Source organism: Pseudescherichia sp. (genome assembly GCF_032052675.1).
In the GTDB taxonomy this organism is placed as follows: domain Bacteria; phylum Pseudomonadota; class Gammaproteobacteria; order Enterobacterales; family Enterobacteriaceae; genus Pseudescherichia.
In genome coordinates, this window is record NZ_DAMBWA010000005.1 from 185,891 (window position 1) to 206,038 (window position 20,148).

Below are 20,148 nucleotides of genomic sequence, written 5' to 3' on the forward strand. Positions count from 1 at the left end.
TAATGTTTGTCAGGGCAAAAGGTTGTGAAGATAAACTTAGAACCGTTGCAGACGGGGCACTTAAATTTCAGATTGGGGATGACCCCTCCGGCCCGTTGAGTGGAAACCCACCTTAGCACTCTTTTAATCAATTTCAGATAAATCATCACTCGCCTCTGCAATATTTTAGATGTTTCTTTCCTAATCGCATAAATAGGCATTAATTATACTTACTACTATCAAGCTGCTGATTTTAATGGGAAATAATAAAAACTTTATCATCTTGGGGGCACTATAGGGACATTGCCTTAAATTTCCGATCCAGCAGACCTACCTGATCATCGTCCATGTCGCCAATCCATTTAGAGTAAACGGTGTAAACCATTCGCGCGTTTTCATGCCCCATTTGGCTTGCTATGAATGCTGGGTTTGCGCCAGCAGAAAGCGACCAGCACGCATAAGTGTGCCTGGACTGGTAGGGATGGCGGTATCGGATGTCGGCCTTTTCCAGTCCTCGCTCCCAGCTGTATGAGATAGACCGTTTTGAATAAAAGCCAGCTTTGCTTCTCGATTGTGCTTTAGGTCGGAACACAAACGTTAGCGACTGCTTCTCTATCTTACCCAGTTCCCTGTAGTGAAAAATTATATCAGTTTGCTCCGTATTGCCAGTCAGCTCAAACTGCTCTTTAAGTGCAATCAATGCGGGTTTAAGCAGGGTAATGGTACGCTCTCCCGCGGCTGTTTTCGGCGGGACGAATAAGCCTTTGTTTGTGATATTGCGGCTGACATTAATTGTCCCTTTAACCAGATCCACATCTTCCCATGCGAGCGCACATATCTCACCATGCCGTAACCCCGTAAAGACCGCTAAGCGCCAGATGCGCGCATGGAAATCTGTAAGTACGGAGAGAAAGCGCTGAAACTCATCGTGTAGCAGTGGATCCGGTAGGTTCCGGCTCTTCTTTAATGGCTTTACGTTTTCGTAAGGCGCATGTGAAATAAACCGACTCTGATGAGCAAATCGCAGCATTGAGCATAGGGCGCTTATGCGCGAATTTACGGTATTCACTGCGCGGCCGTCTTTATTCAGCCACGGTGCCTTATAGTTCTTGACCGAGCCATACAGAAGCTCACGTCGATAGTTCAAAATGTCACTGTGCTGGATATCCTCAAGCGGCGTGCCAGCACCAACTATACGCTTTAGCGTATTGATGATGGATGTCAGGTTCTGAAAGCTGGCGGCTGATATCTCTATCTCTTTTACTGACAGAAACAGAGTGCAGAGCTCACCGAAGTTCTTGATGCTCTGGGTGGTTGCCTCGCCCGGGCGCAGCTTTGACTCAGGGAATCGCTGTTGGTAGTCGAATGTACCCAGCTGGATCTCACCGCTTATTAACGCGCGTAGGTTACCTGCCTTTTTGATATTGGCGTTATTAACTGTCCAACCTTTTAAGGTTTCCCGGCACCGCTTCCCACGATAGAGAAACCATATCCGTAGTTTTCCATTATGAATTTCTACACCTGTCGGCAAAGCGGGCATCATGCATCCTGAACAAGCTGGTTAATTTTTGGGAAGTTATACCAAACGACTGCACGGTCCTTACTGGCCTCTGCTGACTGAGGTAAACGTTTAAAATGGACACCCTCTACCCATGCACCTGCACGATAGCTTTTAATCTGGCGAGGGGTGAGGCCGGTTCTCTCGACTAAGCGAGATTCAACAACCCATTCTTCATTGAAAATTATTTGTGCCATATGAAGTACCTGGCGATCAGCACGAGTATAACTATGCTGATCGCGCGTTGATGATATTTCGATATCAAGACATCCGGCCAGCGAGGGCGCGCAGACGTCGCGCGCCGGTAATCGCCGTGGCCACATAGCTGGCGCTGCGGTTCTCGATCTCAACTGTTATCTTTGCCCCATCCACCTGAACGGTATATTTGCTGCTGGTGGCTCGGCTGGCGTAATCGCCGAACCGCTCAACATGACGGGCCAGCGCGGCATCGCATGCCCGGCGGGCCAGCGGAGAATCCTTCTTGCTTCGGTTGATTAGCCTCACTCAGCACCCTCCGGATCAAATACGTCCCAGCAGTTCCGCTCGATATTCGCAAGCAGCCGGCGATCCGCCACTTCGGTCAGCGACCGGCCGGTCAGCTCTGAGATTTGCTGGTTGCTGTGCATCAGCAGTAGCTTCAGCTCTTCATCGCTCCAGCGGGATTGTTTCTCGTTCATCTCGTTACCGGGAGGGTTTCCCCTCCCGCCTCCATCAGGCCGCGTATTCCGGCTTCATATCGTCCAGGGTAATGGCGAACTGGTCATACAGCTCGTCGCCCAGGTGACGCTTCGCCGCCGCCAGTGTCTGCTCGGCTTTAGCAAATTGTTCTTCAGCACCTGGCTCGCCGGGCTGGGGCAGGGAGTTGATCGCCGCCTCCACCTTGTTACGGGCATCAACCAGGTAGTAGCGCTTCACGGCTTTGTTTTTCAGCTCAGTGAACAGGGCCGAACCGAGAGTAGTTTTGGCCGCTTCGATATCCACCCGTACTGCTTTGGCGTTGTCGACGTCCTGAGCCGCTTCAATGCGATCCCGCAATTCATCAGCCAGAGCATCGATGTTTGCAGTGGACTCTTGCGCGCTGTGAGTGGTTGTTACGCCGTCACCTTTGATATCAGCCAGGCTCACGCGCTGGGCGGGTGCAGGATTGATTTCCCGCTCGGTACGCTGCTCAACTTCATCAGGCGTGTAAACGCCTAGGATCACATGCGGACAATACAGTCGCGCCCAGTATTTCACCCCGAGATAGGCTATCTGCTGCTTCGGGTTGGAAACCCACAGTGGGGAATTACGCGTCACGATGCCGGAAAGGTACAGCGGTTCGCCCCAGGTGATTTCGCTTTCACCTCTCAGGATCGCCCCGACCTGGATAAACAGGCCACTTTCATCCTCATCACTCCAGCCGCGCACGCGCTCGGTAACCGTATATTTCCCGTTCTTACCGGTTTTCTCTTTGGTCACTTCACTCGTTCTGGTGCAGCGTTCCCATTCACCGCCGTAGCGGTAATGAAAGCGACCATGAATAGCGTTTGAGCTGGCAATCACTGCATTAACCAGCTGGGCTTCATACCCCAGCACACCATTAACCAGATGTGTCTTTTGCGCGATCGCATAGGGATTCATACCCCATTGCATGGCCTGCATAACAATCGCCATACAGTCGGCGGGCTTGCCTACCAGGTGAGCCGGTACGGTAACCTGAGAGTCAGCCATCAGATTGGCAAAGGCAGTAAGCTGGCTCAGCGCCTGCACATTGAAAATAGCGTTGCTGGCAGAAATGGTGTTCGGTGCCTGCTGTTCTGCTGTGATGATATTGGTGTTTTCCATCGTCATTCCCCTTATGCCTGAGTACGCAGCGCTTCAAGGCGGCGCAGGTCGAAGTCGTTCAGTTCGTCGGTGTAGTCTTCGGTGATTGGCGCTGGCCACACGCCAGTGTCGAACGCGTTTGCGATGCGGTTCATCGTCTGGTGATACTCGAGCATGCCCAGCTCAATCAGCTCTTCGCTGGCTTCGACGATGGCGATCCAGTGGTAGCCCTCGTCTTTGTTGACGAAGATCCAGAAGAACTGGTCCAGCGCCGCGGCGCTCATGTACATGGCCGCGCTGAGGTGATAATCGCGATCGATGATTTCCCGGTGCAGACGGGCGCGCAGGCCGGACTGCTTAACGTTCCACATGCTGATAGTTTTCAGGTCAGCGCCGATACGCACCGCATCGATGTCAATTTCCACATCCGGGCGCACGCGGATTTCGAGGCCTGTCTCTTCGTCAATGCCGAAATAGCTGGTCTCTACGGCGCGGTTCGGGTGCGTCAGCAGCATGCCAGCGGTCGGGTGCGCCAGCAGCGCTTTCTGGATGGCCAGTGCGGTTTCCAGCTGCTGGCTGGTCACCAGCACCTTGCCTTCCGGGTTTTCGCGCCAGGCGTCCAGCAGCTCGTCGGCGAATACGGCATCCGGGCGGACCGCCTTGAGCGCCTGAATCATGTCGGCTTTGGTACCGGACACTTTCAGCGGCGCGGGCTTCTGTGCCTCCTGCGCAACCAGGTCAGGGTTGACGATCGCCAGCTGCTCCAACAGCGAGTCGCGGCTTCCGGTAGTTTTCACCGGCGCGGGCAGGGTGGCGTTGTACTCTTTGATGCAGGCCTTCATAGCTGCAGCGGTCTGCTTCTTATCGGCCTCGATGCGCTGGAAATCCTCCGGCAGCGCCATATAGCTCTCTGCAGTTTCGTCTACGGCTGCGCCCAGCGGCAGCGGAGCGGGCAAAGTGGCGTTATGAGCCTCCAGCAGCGCTTTGATATCGTCAGCGCTCAGCTGCGGCGGCAGACTGGCGTTGTACTCGTCGATGCAGGCGCGGATTGTCGCCGTGGTAGTGAGCGCACCTTCCGGGATCTCCGGCTCGATGCTGAACTCTGCGGCCAGTGTTTCCGGCTGCAGCGCCAGCGCATGCACCAGATTCCCCATATCCAGGACTTTGGAGCGTTCGCGCGCTATGGTCTTGGTGACGTGGCGCGCTTCGAAATACATCAGGGAGACGCGGGCATCTTTTACCATCGTGCTGCTGATGCCATTCGCGGCGTGGTAAACGTCGTTCGGCAGACCCTCATAACGGCCCGGCTCGAAATACGCTGGCCATTCCTTCGCGGCGGCCTCTGGCTCGGGAATATCCACTTCTGGTTCGATTACTGGCGTTTCTGGTTCGGTTTGAGGTAATTCCGGCTCATCCTGGTTCAGAGGTTCGATATTCTGGTCCAGCTCGGCGGCAACGTTGCTCGCCAGTTCCGGGGCAGCGGCGGCGAGGATCTCCGCCGGGCTCACACCGCCTGCTTGCCCAGCAGCTGCATCAGCACCTTCGACCGCTGGTACTTCAGCACCAGCTTCGACTTTGCCAGGGTCAGTCTCTTCCATCTGCACATTGCCAACGATCTCCACTTCTTGTTTTGCGACTTCATTTGAGGGGGTATTGATGACCGGGTTTGCTTTTTCACCCAGCAGGCCATCGATGGAGAACATGCCGCCGCCCAGGATCTCAACCGTAGGCTGAACATCAGCAGTTGCCGCCCACTTCGGTAAGTTGTGAACTTTGTTACCTGGCTCTTCTACAATCTGCTGCTCTTCGGTTTTTACCCACTTCGGCATAACGTGGTTCGTATCCGCCAGTTGGCTGTCGACTTCTTCAGATGCAGGCTCTTCAGCTGGTGCAGCAGTAGGGGTGATCAGCATCGACTCAATGGCCTGCCAGCGTGCCTCGCTGTCGTCATTCCCTGTATCAGGGATGAACGCCACTTCTTTGCCGTTCTGCGCGATATAGCTAATCAGCTTCGGAGTCTCGTTATGGATGCCTTCAGGCGCATTGCGGATCAGGACGAAAATGGCTGCGCGTGAAAAATCGAGTACGCCAGGCGTCTTGCGCAGCTGGGCACTCCACGAATTCCAGGGCTCTTCTTTATTGGTGATGATTTCTTTCGCCCGGCGCAGCACGCCGCCCGGGATCTCGTAGATGTTGTAATCCATAGGCAGCAGGGCGGCCGCGATTTCAATATCGAGAGTGTCGAGAGTGTGTTTCATGTCCGGGTTACGATCGGTGGTATTTCCGCCGGCGTTCGTGCCTGTGTCCGTGCGCTGAATGGTTGATACCCGGTTACCATTGATCCATTCCTTAGTGAGCAGGCCACGATCGATATAGTCCGTCGTTTTCCAGGCCTTCATGAACTGGAGCATCAGGGATAAATCAGGCGTCGCTTTGTCGGCTGGGAACACACGCTTAACAGCGTCGGTGAGCCTCCAGAATTCGAAGTCACGGAGCTTTTTCATTCCTTCGACATTCTCTGCGGCCAGCAGCAGGTTTTGCACGTAGGAGTTATCGGTGTCCATTTCCAGCTGCCGAACGGTGGTCAGCTGCTCGTTGTCGATGTGGTACGCGTACTCTTTCTCGGTGATAAACTGTGCGAGGAGACGGTGACGGAACGGCAGCGTAGGGACGGCGTGCAGCTCGGTCATGTCTTTTTCACGAAATGCCTGTACGAGAGCATGGACCTGGGTAGCTTCTACGGCTGAACCTTCCTGCACAACGTCTTCATCAGAGACATATTCACCCTCACCAGGTTCGCTGGTGTCGGCGAGTTCATGGGCGGGCAGCTTGCCGCTGAGCCAGTCCTCAACCAGTTGGTTGCGATCGCCTGCTTCGGCTGTAATCCAGCTTGACATGAAAGCTGACAGCCGCGCGGGTTCGTGTTCTTTATCCTGCGGGAAAACGTCTTTAACGGCCTGCACCAGTTTCCACTCAGCGTGAAGGCTGAGTTCGGCAATTTCAGGAACGTCATTTTTAGCCTGCAGCAGGCTCTGGAAGTAAACATTCTCTTCATCAGCTGCCAGTTCGTTGGCGACAATCTGCTGCTCCTGGCTGATCTCCGAAAGGTATTTTTCACCCAACAGATGCACGGCGAAGCGGACAGCCGGGGTACGATTTTCAAGCAGGGAGGTGCTGCCGGCGTTTGCGGAATCAGTGGCGGTTACCGGCGCGGCAGGGAGATCCGCATCGCTGGTGGTCACCGGGGAGAGGGTGGTTTCATCCTGCGATGCGGCGCCGGGGATCACGTTCCAGGTGCGCTGGTCTTCAGCCAGGGTATAGCGTTCGCACCAGGTGTAATCGATGGTGCTTTCTTCCGGCAGGTCATTGAACACCGGGAAATCAGTACGCACAGGCTTGACGTAGTCCTTACCGCGGCCAGTTTCGATGCCAGCTTCTTCCAGCTCAACGTCGAGCGTCAGGGCGGCGCGTGCTTCGGTTTTGGCACTAAACCAGATAACGCCGTCAGGTTTCCCCGACTTCTGCGTTGCCTTGATTAAGTAGAAAAATTCCATGTCAGATCCTCATTTTTGGATGTAAGATCCCCGGGCCATAGATAGCGCCCATTGGGTGTTGTTTTGGTTTGGTAAAAATTCCGGTGTACTTTGGTCGGTGGCACCGGACGTAGATCCCGCCTTGCGCGGGTTTACGTTAGCTTTCGTGGGCCATCTGGTCGTACGAAGCACAGCGAACAGAACAGTAATCGCGTTGCTCGCGGTCCAGCTGCGCGCCGCGAATGAAGAGCAATACGTTTTTTACTTCCTTGCCTTGCTCAATCGGCTGGCGGCAGTACGCGCATTTGGTCGAGTTACACATCATCAACTCCTCATAAATGGACAGTGGTACCGGCCGGCACTTCATCGGCGCGGACAATTCGTTCCACCGGATAACAGTTGCCTGCCACCTGCTGCTCAACGGCCGCCGCTTCACACTGCCTCTCGTTTTCATACACACCAAGCACCGCATCCTGAAAATCGCCGTTGGTCATGCCTACGGTCAGCACAAGCGCGAATAACGTATTCATTGGTGAGCTCCATGATTAGCGAACGAGCCGTGATATTTATTTCTGAACTCAATACTCACCAGCTCGGCAAGCTCTAAATCCTTAAAGCTTCCAACCAGGCTTTGATAGCCATTTACACAGCCGGCCACGCGCCAGGACTGCTCTCGTTTACACCAGGTCACGCCCTTAATACCGCTGGTGTTATCGGATCGTAATGCCTGGTTCTGCCCATTCTCGGAAGGTGAAGCCAACCTGATATTTTCAAGACGGTTGTCAGCACGGTTACCGTTTTTATGATCCACAAACTGTGGCGGCCACTCTCCGTACGAATAAAACCATGCAAGTCGATGAGCCTGATAAGCGACCCCATCGATTTTTATCTCGATATAGCCCTTGTGTGTTAAGCGACCAGCGACAGAGCCAATTTCAAAATTATTCACCTTTACCGCTCTGGTGAAATGCCCGGTAGCAGGGTCATAGCGAAGAACTGATTTCAGCCTTGCCATAGAGATAGTGTTCATTTTCATGAGTGAACCGTCCCCGCCGGTACCAGATGCGGCTGAATGCTGGGGGCGGCGAACGGCTGGCGGATATGGCGCAGGTTGCCCTGCGGCTCGTGCCAGTACATGCCTTCAATATGATTAAACGAGACGAGCCAAGCTGCGCCGGTGCGGCTGTTGCGCATCGCTACTGCTTTCCCGCTGTTAGGTACTGCCTGATTGGTAGTTGCCATCTCATCCTCTGCCGTTATCGCCCGGCTGGCGGAACGTTTATCGGAGCAACGCAGCGCGTTGTTGATGGAATGAGTTTACTCATTACTAAACCATTATGTAAAGTCTTTGGTAAACTTTTTCGTTGAGTTTGAGCTAAACCGTTATTTGCGCGAAGGTTTTTTTAGAGTTAGGCATGCTGGGCTGGATTACAGGCATAAAAAAACCGCCTTGTAGGCGGCTTGAGGCAGGGTATTTACTTACGCGAAGCTAATAGCTCTTTGAAAAGCTCGTTGAACTTGTCAAATTTAGACTCAAATTCAATAAGCATTTCCCGCTTGGCAGAATCAGGAAACCCTCTAAAGAACTTAATCAATTTTGTCTCATCAGCAGTAAGAACTAGCTCGTTTTGTGCCTTGTCTGGATGGTCATCGTCAACATCCAAGTAACCGGAAGGCATATTGTAGTCATGCTCGATCCTTCTGGCTGCCCTTTCTCCAAAGGAGCTCTTGCCATTTATCAACTGGGATAAATAGCTTTTCTCTTTTTCTGGTAGAGCCTTATCGGCAAACCAAGCCTTCAGGCGTCGTCTTCGGATTTCTGCTGTGGTCATGCTCGCATTTTGATTAGTAATTTCTAAACAAGCAAATACTTGACTATTGTGTTTAGTGATTAGTAAACTCATCCCACACCTTACTAGGAGGCTATATGCAGCTTAAAGATTACCTATCCCAACAGCGGGGCAACGCCAAATGGCTAGCCGAAAAGCTGGGTATATCCATGTCGTTCCTGTCCCAGATGGCCTCAAACGCATCACCTATTTCGCCTAAACGTGCGATAGAAATTGAAAGATTTACTGGCGGCATGGTCACGCGGGCGGACTGTCTGCCAACAGAGTGGGTGCACATATGGCCTGAATATAACCCACGCTCTATTGGTGCATCTGCCAACATAAACCTAAATAAGGCATAGCAAATGCAAATACTTACTTTTCAACAGAGTACATCTTTTTCACAGTCAGCGATGATAAATCGCTCTCAAGTCAAAGAGCCGAAACCTGTCGATATGCGCGACGCCGTTCGCGCCTGGGCAGCGGCAGCGGGGCAGGACGTCGTTACCGCACATATCGTGGATCAATGGCGCAGCTGCGGCGGCCAGGGTATCGAGTTTTCGGAAGATATTAGCCGCGCCCGGCAGAAGTTATTCCGCTGGCTCGATAACCGTTTCGATACCGAAGACTGCCGGGATCGGGTTCGCCAGCTGACGCCCGCAATTCTGGCCGTTCTTCCGCTGGAGCATCGCGGCGCGCTGGTGGGCGGAGACTGCAAGCTGACGCGCCTGGCGCAAGCCGAAAAGGAGGTTGCCGAGGCAAAGCGCGCGGTGCTGCTGGATGCACCCAGACATCAGAAGCTGAAGGAAATGAGTGAAGGAATAGCCGCGCTTTTCAGGCTTGAGCCGGATCTGGCCGGACCGCTGATGGCGATGGTAACGACGATGCTGGGGGCAATATGACAGGCCTGAAAATGGTGAAAGCCGCGCTGGTGGAACAGCAACGGCTTTCGGGTGCAAAAACAGGGAGTAATTGCGGAGAACAGTATGTCAAATACCGCTGAAATATACAAATTTCCTGCGCCAGCACCGGCGCAACAGGAGAGTCGCATGGCTGATCTGGATAAAGGCTATCTGCGTTTAGCCAATCAGATCCAGGACGCCTTATGTATCGTCGAGTTATCGGGTCGTGAGTTCCGGGTGCTGAACGCTATCGTTCGTCTGACGTATGGCTGGTCGAAAAAATCCGACCGTATCGCCAACAGCCTTATCGCAGACAAAACGACGCTCAAGGTGAAGCATGTCTCTGAAGCAGTGCTGAACCTCGCCTACCGGAACATTATTATCCTGCGCCGGATCGGGCAAACCAGATACATCGGGATTAATACCAGTCTGGATAAGTGGGCTTATACCAAGCCAAAATGCATGAAGTGCCCGGCGGATTTTCCGCGTGCTGAAGCTGGCACATGGGTGATTTCCATCCCTGAAAACAGGGATAACCATCCCCAAAATCAGGGAACAGCATCCCTGAAAACAGGGACAGCTATCCCTGAAAACGGGGATGGTAAAAATACCCCTCAAACCATCCCTGAAAACGGGGATGGTTATCCCCGAAAACAGGGAAAGGTATCCCCGAAAACAGGGAACACCAAAGACATTCTTTCAAAGACAAATATAAAAGATCTAACCCCCTATAGTCCCCCAGGGGGGAATGGGAAGTTTGATCCTCTGAGCATCCCTGTGCCTGAGTGGCTGAATGCGACAACCTGGAATGAGTGGGTCGCATATCGCCGCCAGTCTGGTAAGCCCATCAAAACCGAGCTGACCGTCAACAAAGCTTTCAGCCTGCTGAAGCAGTGCCTGGACGAGGGACACGATCCGGTGGACGTAATCAACGCCAGCATCGCTAACGGGTACCAGGGCTTGTTCAAGCCAAAATTCGGCCTCAGTGGTCGCAAGACGGGCCGGGATGTGAATCAAATTTCTCAGCCGGGTAGTGACATTCCAGACGGGTTCAGGGGGTAAGCGTGAAAAATATTATTGGCACTGGCAGCGCCCTTGAGCGTCTGAAAAAAATCATTCCGGCTAACGTGCAGCCGAAATTCAGCAATGCCCAGGAGTGGCAGGCATGGCAGGAATCCGAAGGCCGAAAACGCTCCGAGGAAATCGACAGGATGAACCAGCGCGCACGGTCAGAGAAGATTTTTGGTCGAGCCGGAATCCAGGCCCTGCACCGCAGCTGCTCGTTTGCAAACTACGAAGTGTCGTGCCCGGAGCAGCGTCAGGCGTACAGTCTGGCGAAAAGCTACGCCCAGAACTTTGGCGGCAGCGGATTCGCAAGCTTCGTGTTCAGCGGCGCGCCGGGTACCGGAAAGAATCATCTTGCAGCAGCAATCGGCAACCACCTGCTGGCCGCTGGCCACTCCGTTCTGGTTGTGACCATACCTGACCTGATGCTCCGGGTCCGCGAGTGCTATGACGACGGTCAGTCTGAGGCTTCGTTGCTTAACGACCTCTGCAACGTCGATCTCCTGATACTGGACGAAGTCGGTATTCAGCGTGGCTCCAGCGGCGAGAAGGTGATCATCAACCAGGTGATCGACCGCCGTCTATCATCCATGCGGCCAGTCGGCATCCTGACCAACCTGAACCACGGCGAGCTCGTTACCACCCTGGGGGCGCGCGTTATGGACCGCCTTCAGATGGACGGTGGTATCTGGGTCAATTTCGGCTGGGCGAGTTATCGCAAAAACGTCAGCCATCTGCGCATCGCGAAGTGAGGTGGCTATGAGCAATCGCTTAAAACCGAAGCAAAAGGCCATCGTAGAGTTCATCGAGGCAAACGGACCGGCAACGCCCCGCCAGATCCGTAAGCTGCTCGGCTGCGACATCCGTGAGGCTTACGACCGTCTCAAACGCCTGGGTATGGCCGGGATCGTCAAAAACATAGGCAAACCGAAACATCCGGAATACCAGCTGGTGCAGCGCTGGCAGGGAAAAATCAAACAGCCGAAGCAGCAGCAAACAACAGCGCCGTCGGTGGCCGACGTATGCCGCCAGAACTGGCAGGGCTACGAAATTCATAAAATTTTTGGGAGTGCGCGGGCATGAGTGAATCACTGAATAACAAAGAGCTGGTGGCCGTTGGTCATGAATTTGCAAAAGCACTGAGCAGCGACACGCCGATCATCGACATCGCCAAAATGATGTCTCGCCTGGCCGAACGGCTTGATTGCACAACGGCTGCGCTGCGCGAAAAGACGAAGCAGTGCGATGCACTGACGACGGAAAGCGTGGCCCGCGCCGAGATCATCGGTCAGCTGATCTGGCAGTACAGCGCCAGCGGCATTAAGCCTGTGCACAAATCGCTGAACCCGGCCTCCGCGCTACTGTATGACGCACTGGAGGTATTGCGGCAGCCAGCGACATCAGCAGCGGTTAACGAGCTGAAAGCGCAAGCTAAACCAGAAGGATGGAGGCTTGTACCGCTTGAACCTACACCCGAAATGTTGGCCGAAATGTGCCTCGTTGAAGGGTGGACAGAACGAGCGCTCAAAGCCAGATATCAGGCCATGCTTGCCGCTGCGCCGGGCGAGGAAGTGTGATGGATCCACTTCTGCAATACGCCACCAGCCGCATTATAGAGCTGGAGCGCCTGCTGCTGGTAAACGTGCCGGAAACAGTCTGGCCAGCAGAGGTTGGACTGGTTTACGCACAGGTTGAAAGCGCCGGGGATCTCCCGGCGCACCACCAGCGCCGCCTGAAGCATCACATCAACCGGATGTGGCTCGAAAAAATGCCGGTGCCATCGATCATCACCGCCGCCCGTTCGCTGGCCACTGCCATGGAGAAATACGCGTGAATTTACAGGAAATCATCGTTGATAACTTTGCCGGGGGCGGCGGGGCCAGCACCGGGATCGAGCTGGCTATCGGTCGCAGCGTGGATATTGCGATTAACCATGACCCCAACGCAGTGGCCATGCACAGCACCAACCACCCGGACACGCTGCATTACTGCGAGAGCGTGTACGAGGTAAAGCCAAAAGTAGCGACCTCCGGCCGCCCGGTAGCGCTTGCATGGTTTAGCCCAGATTGCAGGCACTTCTCCAAGGCAAAAGGCGCGAAACCCGTAGAGAAAGCCATCCGTGGTCTCGCCTGGGTTGTTTTGCGTTGGGGGCTTGATGTAGAGCCGCGCGTCATGAAATTAGAGAATGTCGAGGAGTTCAAGACCTGGGGGCCGCTGCTTGCTGGAGAGATGCGACCGGATCCTGCCAGGATTGGTGAAACCTTCCAGGCGTTTATCGGCATGCTGACTACTGGTATTGATCCAAATCATCCTGCCCTGGCCGAATGCTGTGAGTTCTTAAATATCCCGCTGGATAGTGAGGATGCGGCACGGCTGATCAAGGGGCTGAGATACGTTGTCGAGTTTCGTGAACTCAGGGCATGCGATTATGGCGCGCCTACTATTCGCAAACGGCTGTTTGTCGTTATGCGCAGAGACGGGAAGCCTATCGTCTGGCCAGAGCCGACACATGGGGATCCGAAAACGGCAGCGGTGCAAAGTGGCAAGCTTAAGCCCTGGCGGACTGCGGCGGAGTGCATTGACTGGTCTATCCCTGCGCCGTCCATATTCGACCGCAAAAAGGCCTTGGCAGAAAATACCCTCCGGCGCATCGCCCGGGGCATTCAGCGGTTCGTGCTGGATAGCGCCTCGCCGTTTATCGTGAAGTGCAACCACACTACCACGAAAGGCAAATACGACTGCTTCCGGGGCCAGGCACTGGCGGAGCCGCTGCAGACAATCACTAAAACGCACGGCTATGCCATCGCGGTTCCGCATCTGACAAAGTTCCGTACCGGTGCAACGGGGCAGGCAGTTACAGATCCGGTGCCAACCATAACCGCTGGCACGTCGGCGCGACCGGGCGGCAATGGCCACGCGCGGGGACTGGTTGAGGCGGCACTCGCGCCGTTTGTCTCCCGCCAGTTCGGTGCAAGCGTCGGCCACCGCGCGGACGAGCCGAGCGCTACGGTTACTGCGGGCGGCGGCGGCAAATCGCAGCTTGTAACGCCGACCCTGATCCAGATGGGTTATGGCGAGCGTCCGGGGCAGGATCCGCGTGTGCCCGGCCTGCATAAGCCAATGGGTACCGTTGTCGCCGGTGGCGGAAAGTTTGGGCTGGTGGCGGCGAATCTGGTTAAGCACTTCGGTGGGAACTACCAGGGCGCAGGCGTGGCGCTGGACGAACCGGCCCACACGGTCACCACTACCGATCATCATGGCCTGCTGACCTCGCACCTGGTGATGCTACGCGGTACCTGCAAGGATGGCCGGGTAGTTGACGCGCCAGCACCAGGGTTAACTGCGGGCGGCCTGCATGTAGGGGAGGTTAAAACCACCTTGGCGGTTGAGGCCTACGACCAGCAGCGCGCAGATCAAACGCTAACGTTCCTGCAGAAATATTGCGGCGCGAACTGCGACGGCCTGGTGACGATCAGCGGCGTGGTTTACCGCATAGTTGATATCGGCATGCGCATGCTGCAGCCTGCGGAGTTGTATCGTGCTCAGGGCTTCCCGGAGTGGTACATCATCGACCGCGACTACATGGGCACCCGCTACGCCAAAGACAAACAGGTTGCGCGTTGCGGCAACGCGGTACCGCCGCCGTTCGCTGAGGCGCTGGTGCGTGCAAATCTGCCGGAAATGTGTGTAGTGAAAGATAAGGCTGCTTAATTCCTTAAAAAGGAAGCCCACAATAGCCGGGCTTCCTTCAATTACATTACCTGTAAGCCAAAAAATCCAAATTAATGGTTACGGCTTTCCAGGTACTCCAGTACGATCATGATAATGACCGTTACCGGGCGTGCCAGTTTTAAGAAAAGAAGCAACATTTTGCTTTGACCTTTCTGATTCACGCCTCACTGCAAGCACCCATGGATTCGCCCTTGCAGATGTTGTATCTGAGTTAGCTGCTAGATACATTCGGCCTGAATATGGTTGGGGTGCAAGTTCAAGCATCACCAAAAACCAAGGCTGACTAAAACTCTTACAAAATCAAAAACAAAACAGTTTGATGCCTAAAAAAAATTGAAGGTTCGACTACATGTCGTTAAGCTTAACTCAGCTGCTAGGTACATTCGGCTCGGTAGATGAGGTGCGAACTCATCTACCAATTGGAAGGCCCGGGTTCATCACCCGGGCCTTTTTATTTTGGCTTGAAGGTAATGAAGGACTATATCTAGCCCCGCTGAAAGCTTGTGATGCCTACATCTTGCTGTTTGATTAGTATTCTAGTCTGGATTCTTTTCAGTACAAGAGTTGATTTTGAGGTTAAATTGCGGTTGCGGAAAGGTAATAATCGCTAAGTCCGCGAACGATAAAGGCTACAGGAAAGTCAATGTACTTGAAAAAAAATCTTACTGTGATTTAAGATAGCGAAATGCAACTAAAAACGAGAAAAATGTCTTTTTCGTGGGCCTTGAAAATCAAATTTGCGGCGATTTCAGAAAAAATTTATGCTCGTCGTAAAGGTTTTTAGAGCCATAAAATGGATTTTTCTCTGGAATTATCATTGATCCAAGTGCCCGTTCTCCGACCGAGCTGATCTCTCAATGCAGTCGCTGTGGGTAGCCTGACTGTTAAATAGCCTACAAAGCTCTGGATGAACGTGTAGAAATAAACGTAACATTGCTTCGCCCAACTTTGAGTACAAAATGTGGCTTGCCATGTTAGTGATCAACGTATCAGTACTCCTTTAACAGCCGCAAAAATCTGCGGGATGACTTATTTGAGCAGTTACGATATTACGCGTGGCGTAGCATACAATTGGCATCGGCAGAGGCTCCGCACTGCACCGTTTTGTTCGATGTAAGCAAAAAGTCGCTAACCCTTTTATCTCCCTTCATTGGCGGCACTTGCCGCGAGAGCACTTACACTCCCCACCTCGTCCGTAGTTTCAGCTAAACGTACAAGTAATATTCTTCATTAAGATTAAAATTTGACCTTATAAATCATTTACTTATTTTTGGTTGCACAAAAACATTTTATAAAATACTGTATATAAAAACAGTACAAGTTACCTATGGTTGCAGTGCCAGGATATAATTCAAACTTTCTGCCGCGCAGGTTATTAGAGAATTTACCCGATCTGCTAAGGTGGTTCGCATACAGAAGGTGAACAGCCAAAACTGGTTAGTCATAGTGAATTGAAGCGTCTAGGCGCTAAGGGGGTTAGTTGTGGATTTGGACATCGCTGAGGCGGTTAACATCATCAAGCAGCAGGGCGGTAAGTACCTTGTCACGTATGAAGACGGGAGGGTAACCGGGCTTGAGAAAGTGCGTCCTAATCAACACCTCCTTTCACTCGAGGATTTTATTGAGTTAGCAAAAGCAGCCGGATCGTTTGACCGGAACAATAACTCACTGACATAATCATATTGTCGCCTGAACAACGGCATCGGAGCATCGCAGCGCCACGGAGTGAACACCATGGCGCAGCAACTACAACTCATCAAGCAGTCCTCAGGAATCCTGATCCCCGCCACGCCGGAGACCAGCGATTTTCTGCAATCAAAATGTAAGCTGGGCGCGGTACTCGAGGCGGACTTCCGCCAGCTGCGTAACCCGGCCTTCCACCGAAAATTTTTCGCACTGCTGAATCTCGGCTTCGAATACTGGGAACCTACTGGTGGAGCGATCTCCTCAAATGAGCGCAGGCTGGTTACTGGCTATGCCAAATTCCTGGCCACGTTCGGTGGTAGCGAAGGCGCGCTGCTGGATGCCGCTGAGCAGTACCTGGCGCGCATTGCTGATAAGCGCGCCGGTAGTATCAGCCTCTGCAAATCCTTTGATGCCTATCGGTCGTGGGTGATCGTTGAAGCCGGCCATTACGATGCCATCCAGCTGCCTGACGGTACCCTCCGCAAACACCCCAGAAGCATTGCCTTTGCCAACATGGACGAGCCCGAGTTCCAGCAGCTCTATCGCGCAGCGCTCGACGTACTGTGGCGCTGGATCCTCTGCCGCGCATTCCGCAGCCAGGCGGAGGCCGAAAACGCCGCCGCACAGCTGCTGAGCTATGCGGGGTAATGGCGATGAAAGAGACCTGGTTCTACCACGTCGACTGCACCACGGCGCAGGCGGAAGAGCTGCTGGCGCAATACCGGCGCCGGGGCGTCAAAGTTGAGCGCAGCCTCAACCCTGATCACGTCACATGGACTGTCAGCGCCCTGCTGCCGGAAAGCAATAAGCCGCCGCGCCCGAGCCGGGTATGGCAAAGCAAGGCGTGGGGTTGAGCATGGCTAAGAAACCCCGCCGTAAGTGCGCAAACAAAGAGTGCCGCCAGTGGTTCCACCCGGCGCGCGATGGTCAGGTGGTCTGCTGCTACGAGTGCGCCACCATCATAGCCAAAGAGCAGACCGCAAAGAAACGTACCGAGGCTATGCGGGCTGAGAAGCAGCGCCAGCGCGAAGAGGCCAAAAAGCAGAGGGCACTGGATGCCGAACGCCGCCAGGCTGTTAAGCCACTAAGTCACTTCGTCAAGCAAGCCCAGCAGGCATTCAACGAGTTCATCCGGTACCGGGATCGTCATCTTCCGTGCATCAGCTGCGGCCGCCACCATGACGGGCAGTATCACGCCGGGCATTTCCGCACGACCGGCGCGAACCCGGAGCTGCGCTTTAACGAAGACAACTGCCATCGCCAGTGCGCCCCGTGTAACAACCATCTTTCCGGCAACCTGACGGCATACCGCCCGGCGCTGATCGCCAAAATCGGCCAGGCCCGCTTTGATGCCCTGATGGGGCCGCACGAACTACCGAAATGGAAGCGCGACGATTACATCAGGATCCGCGATGAGTACCGCGCAAAACTCAAAGAACTGAAACAGCAGGAGGCTGCGTGAAGCCTGAATTTATCGAATCACTCCGCATGCGCTGGCAGCGTCTCCGTATTTATCGCCGCCCGGGTTCGGTGCTGGTGGACTACCGCATTCTTCGAAATTTTATACGCATTTACCTTATTGCAGGAGCTGCAGCATGATCACTCAAGACCTGGAATTTGTACGTCAGCAGCTCATCGTTGCGACCGCAGATCTGAGCGGGGCGACAAAAGGGCAGTTGATGGCCTGGCTGGAGAACGCCCAGTTCGACACCGGTACGTTTAAGCGGAAGAAGCCGCGCGTGATGGATGAGATAACCGGCAAGATGATTACTCTGGATAACCCGCCGATCCCCGGCAAGCAGTCACACGCGAAAGGTTCACACATCCCGCTGGTTCAGCCTGTTGAATACTGCACCTCATCGTGGCGACGGGCGGTTCTGTCGCTGGATGAGCATCAGAAGGCATGGCTACTCTGGAACTACAGCGGAAACACGCGCTGGGAGAACCAGGTGGCGATCACCCAGTGGGCATGGGCGGAATTCGTGGAGCAGCTGGGCACCAGGAAAGTAGCTGGCAAAACGATGGGCAGACTGAAAGCGTTAATCTGGCTGGCTGCCCAAGATGTCAAAGCTGAGCTGGCTGGGCGTGACCTTTACCAACATCAGGATCTCGCTGCGCTGTGCGAAGTGAAACCTGATAACTGGAGCCATAACTACGTTGATTATTGGCGTGATATGCGCTCAATATTTACCGGGCTCGATAGCGACTCCCTCTTGTGTACAGTAAGAACACGATCACAACAAAAAGCAGCTAATTCGCAGCAAGGTATTGCAAAAGTCAATTAAATAGCTTACATTTTGACTAAATCTGATATCGTCGCCATAGCTTTGGTTGTCGACTGAAATTTAAAACCTCGCTTTGACGGGGTTTTTGCTTTTTGGTGGTATATTCCTAGGATGTCAAATCACAGGGGGTGATATGGGATTCTATTACGTGTACCAATACAAGCCGGAAAATGTGCCATTAGGAAAACATTTAAATGTATCCGATGAGTTTTCGGAGCGGGATGAAGCCAAGAGAGCGAAGTCCAAACACATGACTAATGATCCTGACTGTGTTTTCTCTGAAATCATACAGGCTGATTCGATAGAGGCAGTACTTCAAAGGGTACAGGCCGAAACACTTAATCGGCTTTAACCGATTTAATTTGAAAGTTTCTGTATTACCACTTCATTAGGGTCGCTTTGGCGGCCTTTTTCTATTTCAGGCTCCCGGAAACTCCCATCATCGCTTTGTCGTTAAGCATCCGGAGAGCCTGACCCTCTAACTACATACAGCACCCCGAAATCTATCGGAGGTGAGAGCATGTCTCATATGAGCAAACTTGTAACCGGCGTCGCCCTGGGCACTTCTGGCGGCACAATCGTTAACGGGATCCTGACAAAGTTCAGCCCGGATGAGTGGAGTGCGATCGGTGTGCTGGCGGGTATTGCCGGGATCATCATCACCGGCCTGGTTAACTGGTACTTCAAGCGCAAGGTAACGAACGCCCAGGTAAGAGCCCTGGAGAAGTACGGCCCCGCAGTCAAAGTCGGAGATGATTAAATGCCAATGACCAGCCGCCTGCGTAACAAACTCATCGCCGCCGCTGGTGGTGGTGCAATGCTGATCGCCTCTCTGTTCCTCGGCGGGCAGGATGGCGTCGAAGGGCGCAAGTACGTGGCCTATAAAGACGTGGCCGGAGTATGGACTATCTGTGATGGCCACACAGGCCGGGATATCGTGAAGGGGAAGACCTACACCGATCGCGAGTGTGACAATCTGCTGTGGAAAGACCTCCAGCCAGCCAAGAAAACGGTTGATAGTCTGGTCAAAGCGCCGCTAAACGAGTATCAGCGCGCCGCGCTCTATAGCTTTGTGTTCAACGTCGGCTCTGACGCGTTCTCGAAATCAACGCTGCTGCGTAAGCTCAACCATGGCGATCATGAGGGAGCGTGTGAGGAGATGCGCCGCTGGGTTTACGCTGGTGGTATGCGCTGGAAAGGATTGCAGAACCGGCGCGAGATGGAGCGAAGCTTGTGCCTGGCGGAGGGGAAGAATGACCTTTAGCATTCGAACAGTTCTGCTGATCGCTCTCGCGGTCATGCTGCTTGGTGTTGGCTATGGCGAGTTACGTTACCGTAATGGCTGGTACGCGCACGCCGACTACATTAACGCCCTGGCCGCCGATAAGCGCGCCAAAGCAGAAAAGGCTATTCAGCCTGTCGAGCAGAAAGCCGCCCAGGCCAGTGAAGAATCCAAAGTTATCTACCGAACAATAACCCGCGACGTGGTGAAATATGTCCAGGATCCGAATCGTACTGTATGCCAGTTTGACGATGATGCTGTGCAGCTGCGCCAGCGTGCCATCGACGCTGCCAACTCCATCAGCGGATTTGATGCAGCCCCCGTGCAAGGGAAGTGATGCTGGCGCAGACAGCGACGCGGATCTGCAATCAGACATCGAGACATTGCAATGCCTGCGCCAACTTCGGCTGGATAAGTACCGCTGGCAGGCCTGGTATAACGCAGTGAAATAAAAAAAGCCCTTAGAAACAGGAAACCCAGAGTGTTTCTAAGGG

At 53.8% G+C, this 20,148-nt stretch carries 27 protein-coding genes and 2 pseudogenes; 18 read left to right on the forward strand and 11 right to left on the reverse strand.

Annotation, left to right across the window (positions count from 1 at the left end; all coding sequences use genetic code 11):
- Positions 1-271: 271 nt before the first annotated feature.
- The 11 genes and pseudogenes from RTX96_RS09350 to RTX96_RS09400 form a co-directional block, all read right to left on the reverse strand.
- Positions 272-1,519 carry an Arm DNA-binding domain-containing protein gene (locus RTX96_RS09350; protein WP_312670862.1) on the reverse strand — a complete coding sequence of 416 codons (1,248 nt, stop codon included), beginning with the start codon at positions 1,517-1,519 and terminating at the stop codon, positions 272-274.
- The gene (gene xisR / locus RTX96_RS09355) at positions 1,519-1,734 is read right to left on the reverse strand and encodes an excisionase family protein (protein WP_312670792.1); all 216 of its coding nucleotides are present in this window, start codon (positions 1,732-1,734) and stop codon (positions 1,519-1,521) included. The genes RTX96_RS09350 and xisR overlap by 1 nt, the downstream gene beginning before the upstream one ends.
- Positions 1,735-1,798: 64 nt before the next feature.
- Complete coding sequence (locus RTX96_RS09360) at positions 1,799-2,041, reverse strand: DUF4060 family protein (protein ID WP_312670793.1); 243 nt, start codon at positions 2,039-2,041, stop codon at positions 1,799-1,801.
- The gene (locus tag RTX96_RS09365; protein WP_312670794.1) at positions 2,038-2,214 is read right to left on the reverse strand and encodes a hypothetical protein; all 177 of its coding nucleotides are present in this window, start codon (positions 2,212-2,214) and stop codon (positions 2,038-2,040) included. Before RTX96_RS09365 ends, RTX96_RS09360 begins: the two co-directional genes overlap by 4 nt.
- A 34-nt stretch (positions 2,215-2,248) precedes the next feature.
- Positions 2,249-3,398, reverse strand: a pseudogene (locus RTX96_RS09370) (RecT family recombinase).
- Positions 3,373-6,894, reverse strand: a complete 3,522-nt coding sequence (locus tag RTX96_RS09375) for a RecE family exodeoxyribonuclease (RefSeq protein WP_312670795.1) — start codon at positions 6,892-6,894, stop codon at positions 3,373-3,375. Before RTX96_RS09375 ends, RTX96_RS09370 begins: the two are co-directional and overlap by 26 nt.
- A gap of 136 nt (positions 6,895-7,030) precedes the next feature.
- Positions 7,031-7,195, reverse strand: coding sequence for a YdaE family protein (locus RTX96_RS09380; protein WP_181016653.1), 165 nt, complete (start codon positions 7,193-7,195; stop codon positions 7,031-7,033).
- A 10-nt stretch (positions 7,196-7,205) separates the two neighbouring features.
- Complete coding sequence (locus RTX96_RS09385) at positions 7,206-7,403, reverse strand: DUF1482 family protein (protein ID WP_042394186.1); 198 nt, start codon at positions 7,401-7,403, stop codon at positions 7,206-7,208.
- Positions 7,400-7,909, reverse strand: coding sequence for an HNH endonuclease (locus RTX96_RS09390; protein ID WP_312670796.1), 510 nt, complete (start codon positions 7,907-7,909; stop codon positions 7,400-7,402). Before RTX96_RS09390 ends, RTX96_RS09385 begins: the two co-directional genes overlap by 4 nt.
- On the reverse strand, positions 7,906-8,115 hold the full coding sequence (locus tag RTX96_RS09395) for a hypothetical protein (protein WP_312670867.1): 210 nt from the start codon (positions 8,113-8,115) through the stop codon (positions 7,906-7,908). Before RTX96_RS09395 ends, RTX96_RS09390 begins: the two co-directional genes overlap by 4 nt.
- A 233-nt stretch (positions 8,116-8,348) precedes the next feature.
- Positions 8,349-8,777 (reverse strand): hypothetical protein, encoded by a 429-nt coding sequence (locus tag RTX96_RS09400; RefSeq protein WP_312670797.1) that lies wholly within the window; start codon positions 8,775-8,777, stop codon positions 8,349-8,351.
- 23 nt (positions 8,778-8,800) lie between these two features.
- Between RTX96_RS09400 and RTX96_RS09405 the strand changes: the two genes are divergently transcribed.
- The 18 genes and pseudogenes from RTX96_RS09405 to RTX96_RS09490 all read left to right on the forward strand — a co-directional run bounded on the left by RTX96_RS09405 (position 8,801) and on the right by RTX96_RS09490 (position 19,991).
- Positions 8,801-9,064, forward strand: a complete 264-nt coding sequence (locus tag RTX96_RS09405) for a YdaS family helix-turn-helix protein (RefSeq protein WP_312670798.1) — start codon at positions 8,801-8,803, stop codon at positions 9,062-9,064.
- A gap of 3 nt (positions 9,065-9,067) precedes the next feature.
- Positions 9,068-9,604: a toxin YdaT family protein gene (locus tag RTX96_RS09410; RefSeq protein ID WP_312670799.1), complete on the forward strand. Its 537-nt coding sequence runs from the start codon at positions 9,068-9,070 to the stop codon at positions 9,602-9,604.
- An 84-nt stretch (positions 9,605-9,688) separates the two neighbouring features.
- Positions 9,689-10,666, forward strand: a complete 978-nt coding sequence (locus tag RTX96_RS09415) for a replication protein (RefSeq protein WP_312670800.1) — start codon at positions 9,689-9,691, stop codon at positions 10,664-10,666.
- A 2-nt stretch (positions 10,667-10,668) separates the two neighbouring features.
- Positions 10,669-11,421, forward strand: a complete 753-nt coding sequence (locus RTX96_RS09420; RefSeq protein ID WP_312670801.1) for an ATP-binding protein — start codon at positions 10,669-10,671, stop codon at positions 11,419-11,421.
- Between the two features lie 7 nt (positions 11,422-11,428).
- Positions 11,429-11,752, forward strand: coding sequence for a hypothetical protein (locus RTX96_RS09425; RefSeq protein WP_312670802.1), 324 nt, complete (start codon positions 11,429-11,431; stop codon positions 11,750-11,752).
- The gene (locus tag RTX96_RS09430) at positions 11,749-12,246 is read left to right on the forward strand and encodes a hypothetical protein (protein ID WP_312670803.1); all 498 of its coding nucleotides are present in this window, start codon (positions 11,749-11,751) and stop codon (positions 12,244-12,246) included. The genes RTX96_RS09425 and RTX96_RS09430 overlap by 4 nt, the downstream gene beginning before the upstream one ends.
- Complete coding sequence (locus RTX96_RS09435; RefSeq protein WP_312226774.1) at positions 12,246-12,503, forward strand: hypothetical protein; 258 nt, start codon at positions 12,246-12,248, stop codon at positions 12,501-12,503. The genes RTX96_RS09430 and RTX96_RS09435 overlap by 1 nt, the downstream gene beginning before the upstream one ends.
- A complete protein-coding gene (locus RTX96_RS09440; protein ID WP_312670804.1) occupies positions 12,500-14,380 on the forward strand; it encodes a DNA cytosine methyltransferase in 1,881 nt (626 codons plus the stop codon). Before RTX96_RS09435 ends, RTX96_RS09440 begins: the two co-directional genes overlap by 4 nt.
- Positions 14,381-15,883: 1,503 nt before the next feature.
- Positions 15,884-16,078, forward strand: a complete 195-nt coding sequence (locus RTX96_RS09445; RefSeq protein ID WP_312226772.1) for a hypothetical protein — start codon at positions 15,884-15,886, stop codon at positions 16,076-16,078.
- A 57-nt stretch (positions 16,079-16,135) separates the two neighbouring features.
- Positions 16,136-16,735: a DUF1367 family protein gene (locus RTX96_RS09450; protein WP_312670805.1), complete on the forward strand. Its 600-nt coding sequence runs from the start codon at positions 16,136-16,138 to the stop codon at positions 16,733-16,735.
- Positions 16,735-16,941, forward strand: coding sequence for a hypothetical protein (locus RTX96_RS09455; RefSeq protein ID WP_312670806.1), 207 nt, complete (start codon positions 16,735-16,737; stop codon positions 16,939-16,941). Before RTX96_RS09450 ends, RTX96_RS09455 begins: the two co-directional genes overlap by 1 nt.
- A 2-nt stretch (positions 16,942-16,943) precedes the next feature.
- Positions 16,944-17,549, forward strand: a complete 606-nt coding sequence (locus RTX96_RS09460; RefSeq protein WP_312670807.1) for a recombination protein NinG — start codon at positions 16,944-16,946, stop codon at positions 17,547-17,549.
- Positions 17,546-17,686, forward strand: a complete 141-nt coding sequence (locus tag RTX96_RS09465; RefSeq protein WP_312670808.1) for a YlcG family protein — start codon at positions 17,546-17,548, stop codon at positions 17,684-17,686. The genes RTX96_RS09460 and RTX96_RS09465 overlap by 4 nt, the downstream gene beginning before the upstream one ends.
- Entirely contained in the window at positions 17,683-18,372 is a 690-nt protein-coding gene (locus tag RTX96_RS09470; protein ID WP_312670809.1) for a bacteriophage antitermination protein Q, read from the forward strand. Before RTX96_RS09465 ends, RTX96_RS09470 begins: the two co-directional genes overlap by 4 nt.
- Before the next feature lie 77 nt (positions 18,373-18,449).
- A pseudogene (locus tag RTX96_RS09475) lies at positions 18,450-18,724 on the forward strand (hypothetical protein); the annotation flags it as partial.
- 177 nt (positions 18,725-18,901) lie between these two features.
- Positions 18,902-19,132 carry a class II holin family protein gene (locus tag RTX96_RS09480; protein ID WP_312670810.1) on the forward strand — a complete coding sequence of 77 codons (231 nt, stop codon included), beginning with the start codon at positions 18,902-18,904 and terminating at the stop codon, positions 19,130-19,132.
- Between the two features lie 6 nt (positions 19,133-19,138).
- Positions 19,139-19,636, forward strand: coding sequence for a lysozyme (locus RTX96_RS09485; protein ID WP_312670863.1), 498 nt, complete (start codon positions 19,139-19,141; stop codon positions 19,634-19,636).
- Entirely contained in the window at positions 19,626-19,991 is a 366-nt protein-coding gene (locus RTX96_RS09490; protein WP_409418559.1) for a hypothetical protein, read from the forward strand. Before RTX96_RS09485 ends, RTX96_RS09490 begins: the two co-directional genes overlap by 11 nt.
- Positions 19,992-20,148: the final 157 nt, after the last annotated feature.

What these genes read in the sequence shown, in the direction of transcription:
- RTX96_RS09350 (WP_312670862.1), bottom strand. Translation starts at nt 1,519, where the DNA reads ATGCCCGCTTTGCCGACAGGTGTAGAAATTCATAATGGAAAACTACGG.
- xisR (WP_312670792.1), bottom strand. Translation starts at nt 1,734, where the DNA reads ATGGCACAAATAATTTTCAATGAAGAATGGGTTGTTGAATCTCGCTTA.
- RTX96_RS09365 (WP_312670794.1), bottom strand. Translation starts at nt 2,214, where the DNA reads ATGAACGAGAAACAATCCCGCTGGAGCGATGAAGAGCTGAAGCTACTG.
- RTX96_RS09375 (WP_312670795.1), bottom strand. Translation starts at nt 6,894, where the DNA reads ATGGAATTTTTCTACTTAATCAAGGCAACGCAGAAGTCGGGGAAACCT.
- RTX96_RS09380 (WP_181016653.1), bottom strand. Translation starts at nt 7,195, where the DNA reads ATGTGTAACTCGACCAAATGCGCGTACTGCCGCCAGCCGATTGAGCAA.
- RTX96_RS09385 (WP_042394186.1), bottom strand. Translation starts at nt 7,403, where the DNA reads ATGAATACGTTATTCGCGCTTGTGCTGACCGTAGGCATGACCAACGGC.
- RTX96_RS09390 (WP_312670796.1), bottom strand. Translation starts at nt 7,909, where the DNA reads ATGAAAATGAACACTATCTCTATGGCAAGGCTGAAATCAGTTCTTCGC.
- RTX96_RS09395 (WP_312670867.1), bottom strand. Translation starts at nt 8,115, where the DNA reads ATGGCAACTACCAATCAGGCAGTACCTAACAGCGGGAAAGCAGTAGCG.
- RTX96_RS09400 (WP_312670797.1), bottom strand. Translation starts at nt 8,777, where the DNA reads ATGAGTTTACTAATCACTAAACACAATAGTCAAGTATTTGCTTGTTTA.
- RTX96_RS09405 (WP_312670798.1), top strand. Translation starts at nt 8,801, where the DNA reads ATGCAGCTTAAAGATTACCTATCCCAACAGCGGGGCAACGCCAAATGG.
- RTX96_RS09410 (WP_312670799.1), top strand. Translation starts at nt 9,068, where the DNA reads ATGCAAATACTTACTTTTCAACAGAGTACATCTTTTTCACAGTCAGCG.
- RTX96_RS09415 (WP_312670800.1), top strand. Translation starts at nt 9,689, where the DNA reads ATGTCAAATACCGCTGAAATATACAAATTTCCTGCGCCAGCACCGGCG.
- RTX96_RS09425 (WP_312670802.1), top strand. Translation starts at nt 11,429, where the DNA reads ATGAGCAATCGCTTAAAACCGAAGCAAAAGGCCATCGTAGAGTTCATC.
- RTX96_RS09430 (WP_312670803.1), top strand. Translation starts at nt 11,749, where the DNA reads ATGAGTGAATCACTGAATAACAAAGAGCTGGTGGCCGTTGGTCATGAA.
- RTX96_RS09435 (WP_312226774.1), top strand. Translation starts at nt 12,246, where the DNA reads ATGGATCCACTTCTGCAATACGCCACCAGCCGCATTATAGAGCTGGAG.
- RTX96_RS09450 (WP_312670805.1), top strand. Translation starts at nt 16,136, where the DNA reads ATGGCGCAGCAACTACAACTCATCAAGCAGTCCTCAGGAATCCTGATC.
- RTX96_RS09455 (WP_312670806.1), top strand. Translation starts at nt 16,735, where the DNA reads ATGGCGATGAAAGAGACCTGGTTCTACCACGTCGACTGCACCACGGCG.
- RTX96_RS09460 (WP_312670807.1), top strand. Translation starts at nt 16,944, where the DNA reads ATGGCTAAGAAACCCCGCCGTAAGTGCGCAAACAAAGAGTGCCGCCAG.
- RTX96_RS09470 (WP_312670809.1), top strand. Translation starts at nt 17,683, where the DNA reads ATGATCACTCAAGACCTGGAATTTGTACGTCAGCAGCTCATCGTTGCG.
- RTX96_RS09480 (WP_312670810.1), top strand. Translation starts at nt 18,902, where the DNA reads ATGAGCAAACTTGTAACCGGCGTCGCCCTGGGCACTTCTGGCGGCACA.
- RTX96_RS09485 (WP_312670863.1), top strand. Translation starts at nt 19,139, where the DNA reads ATGACCAGCCGCCTGCGTAACAAACTCATCGCCGCCGCTGGTGGTGGT.
- RTX96_RS09490 (WP_409418559.1), top strand. Translation starts at nt 19,626, where the DNA reads ATGACCTTTAGCATTCGAACAGTTCTGCTGATCGCTCTCGCGGTCATG.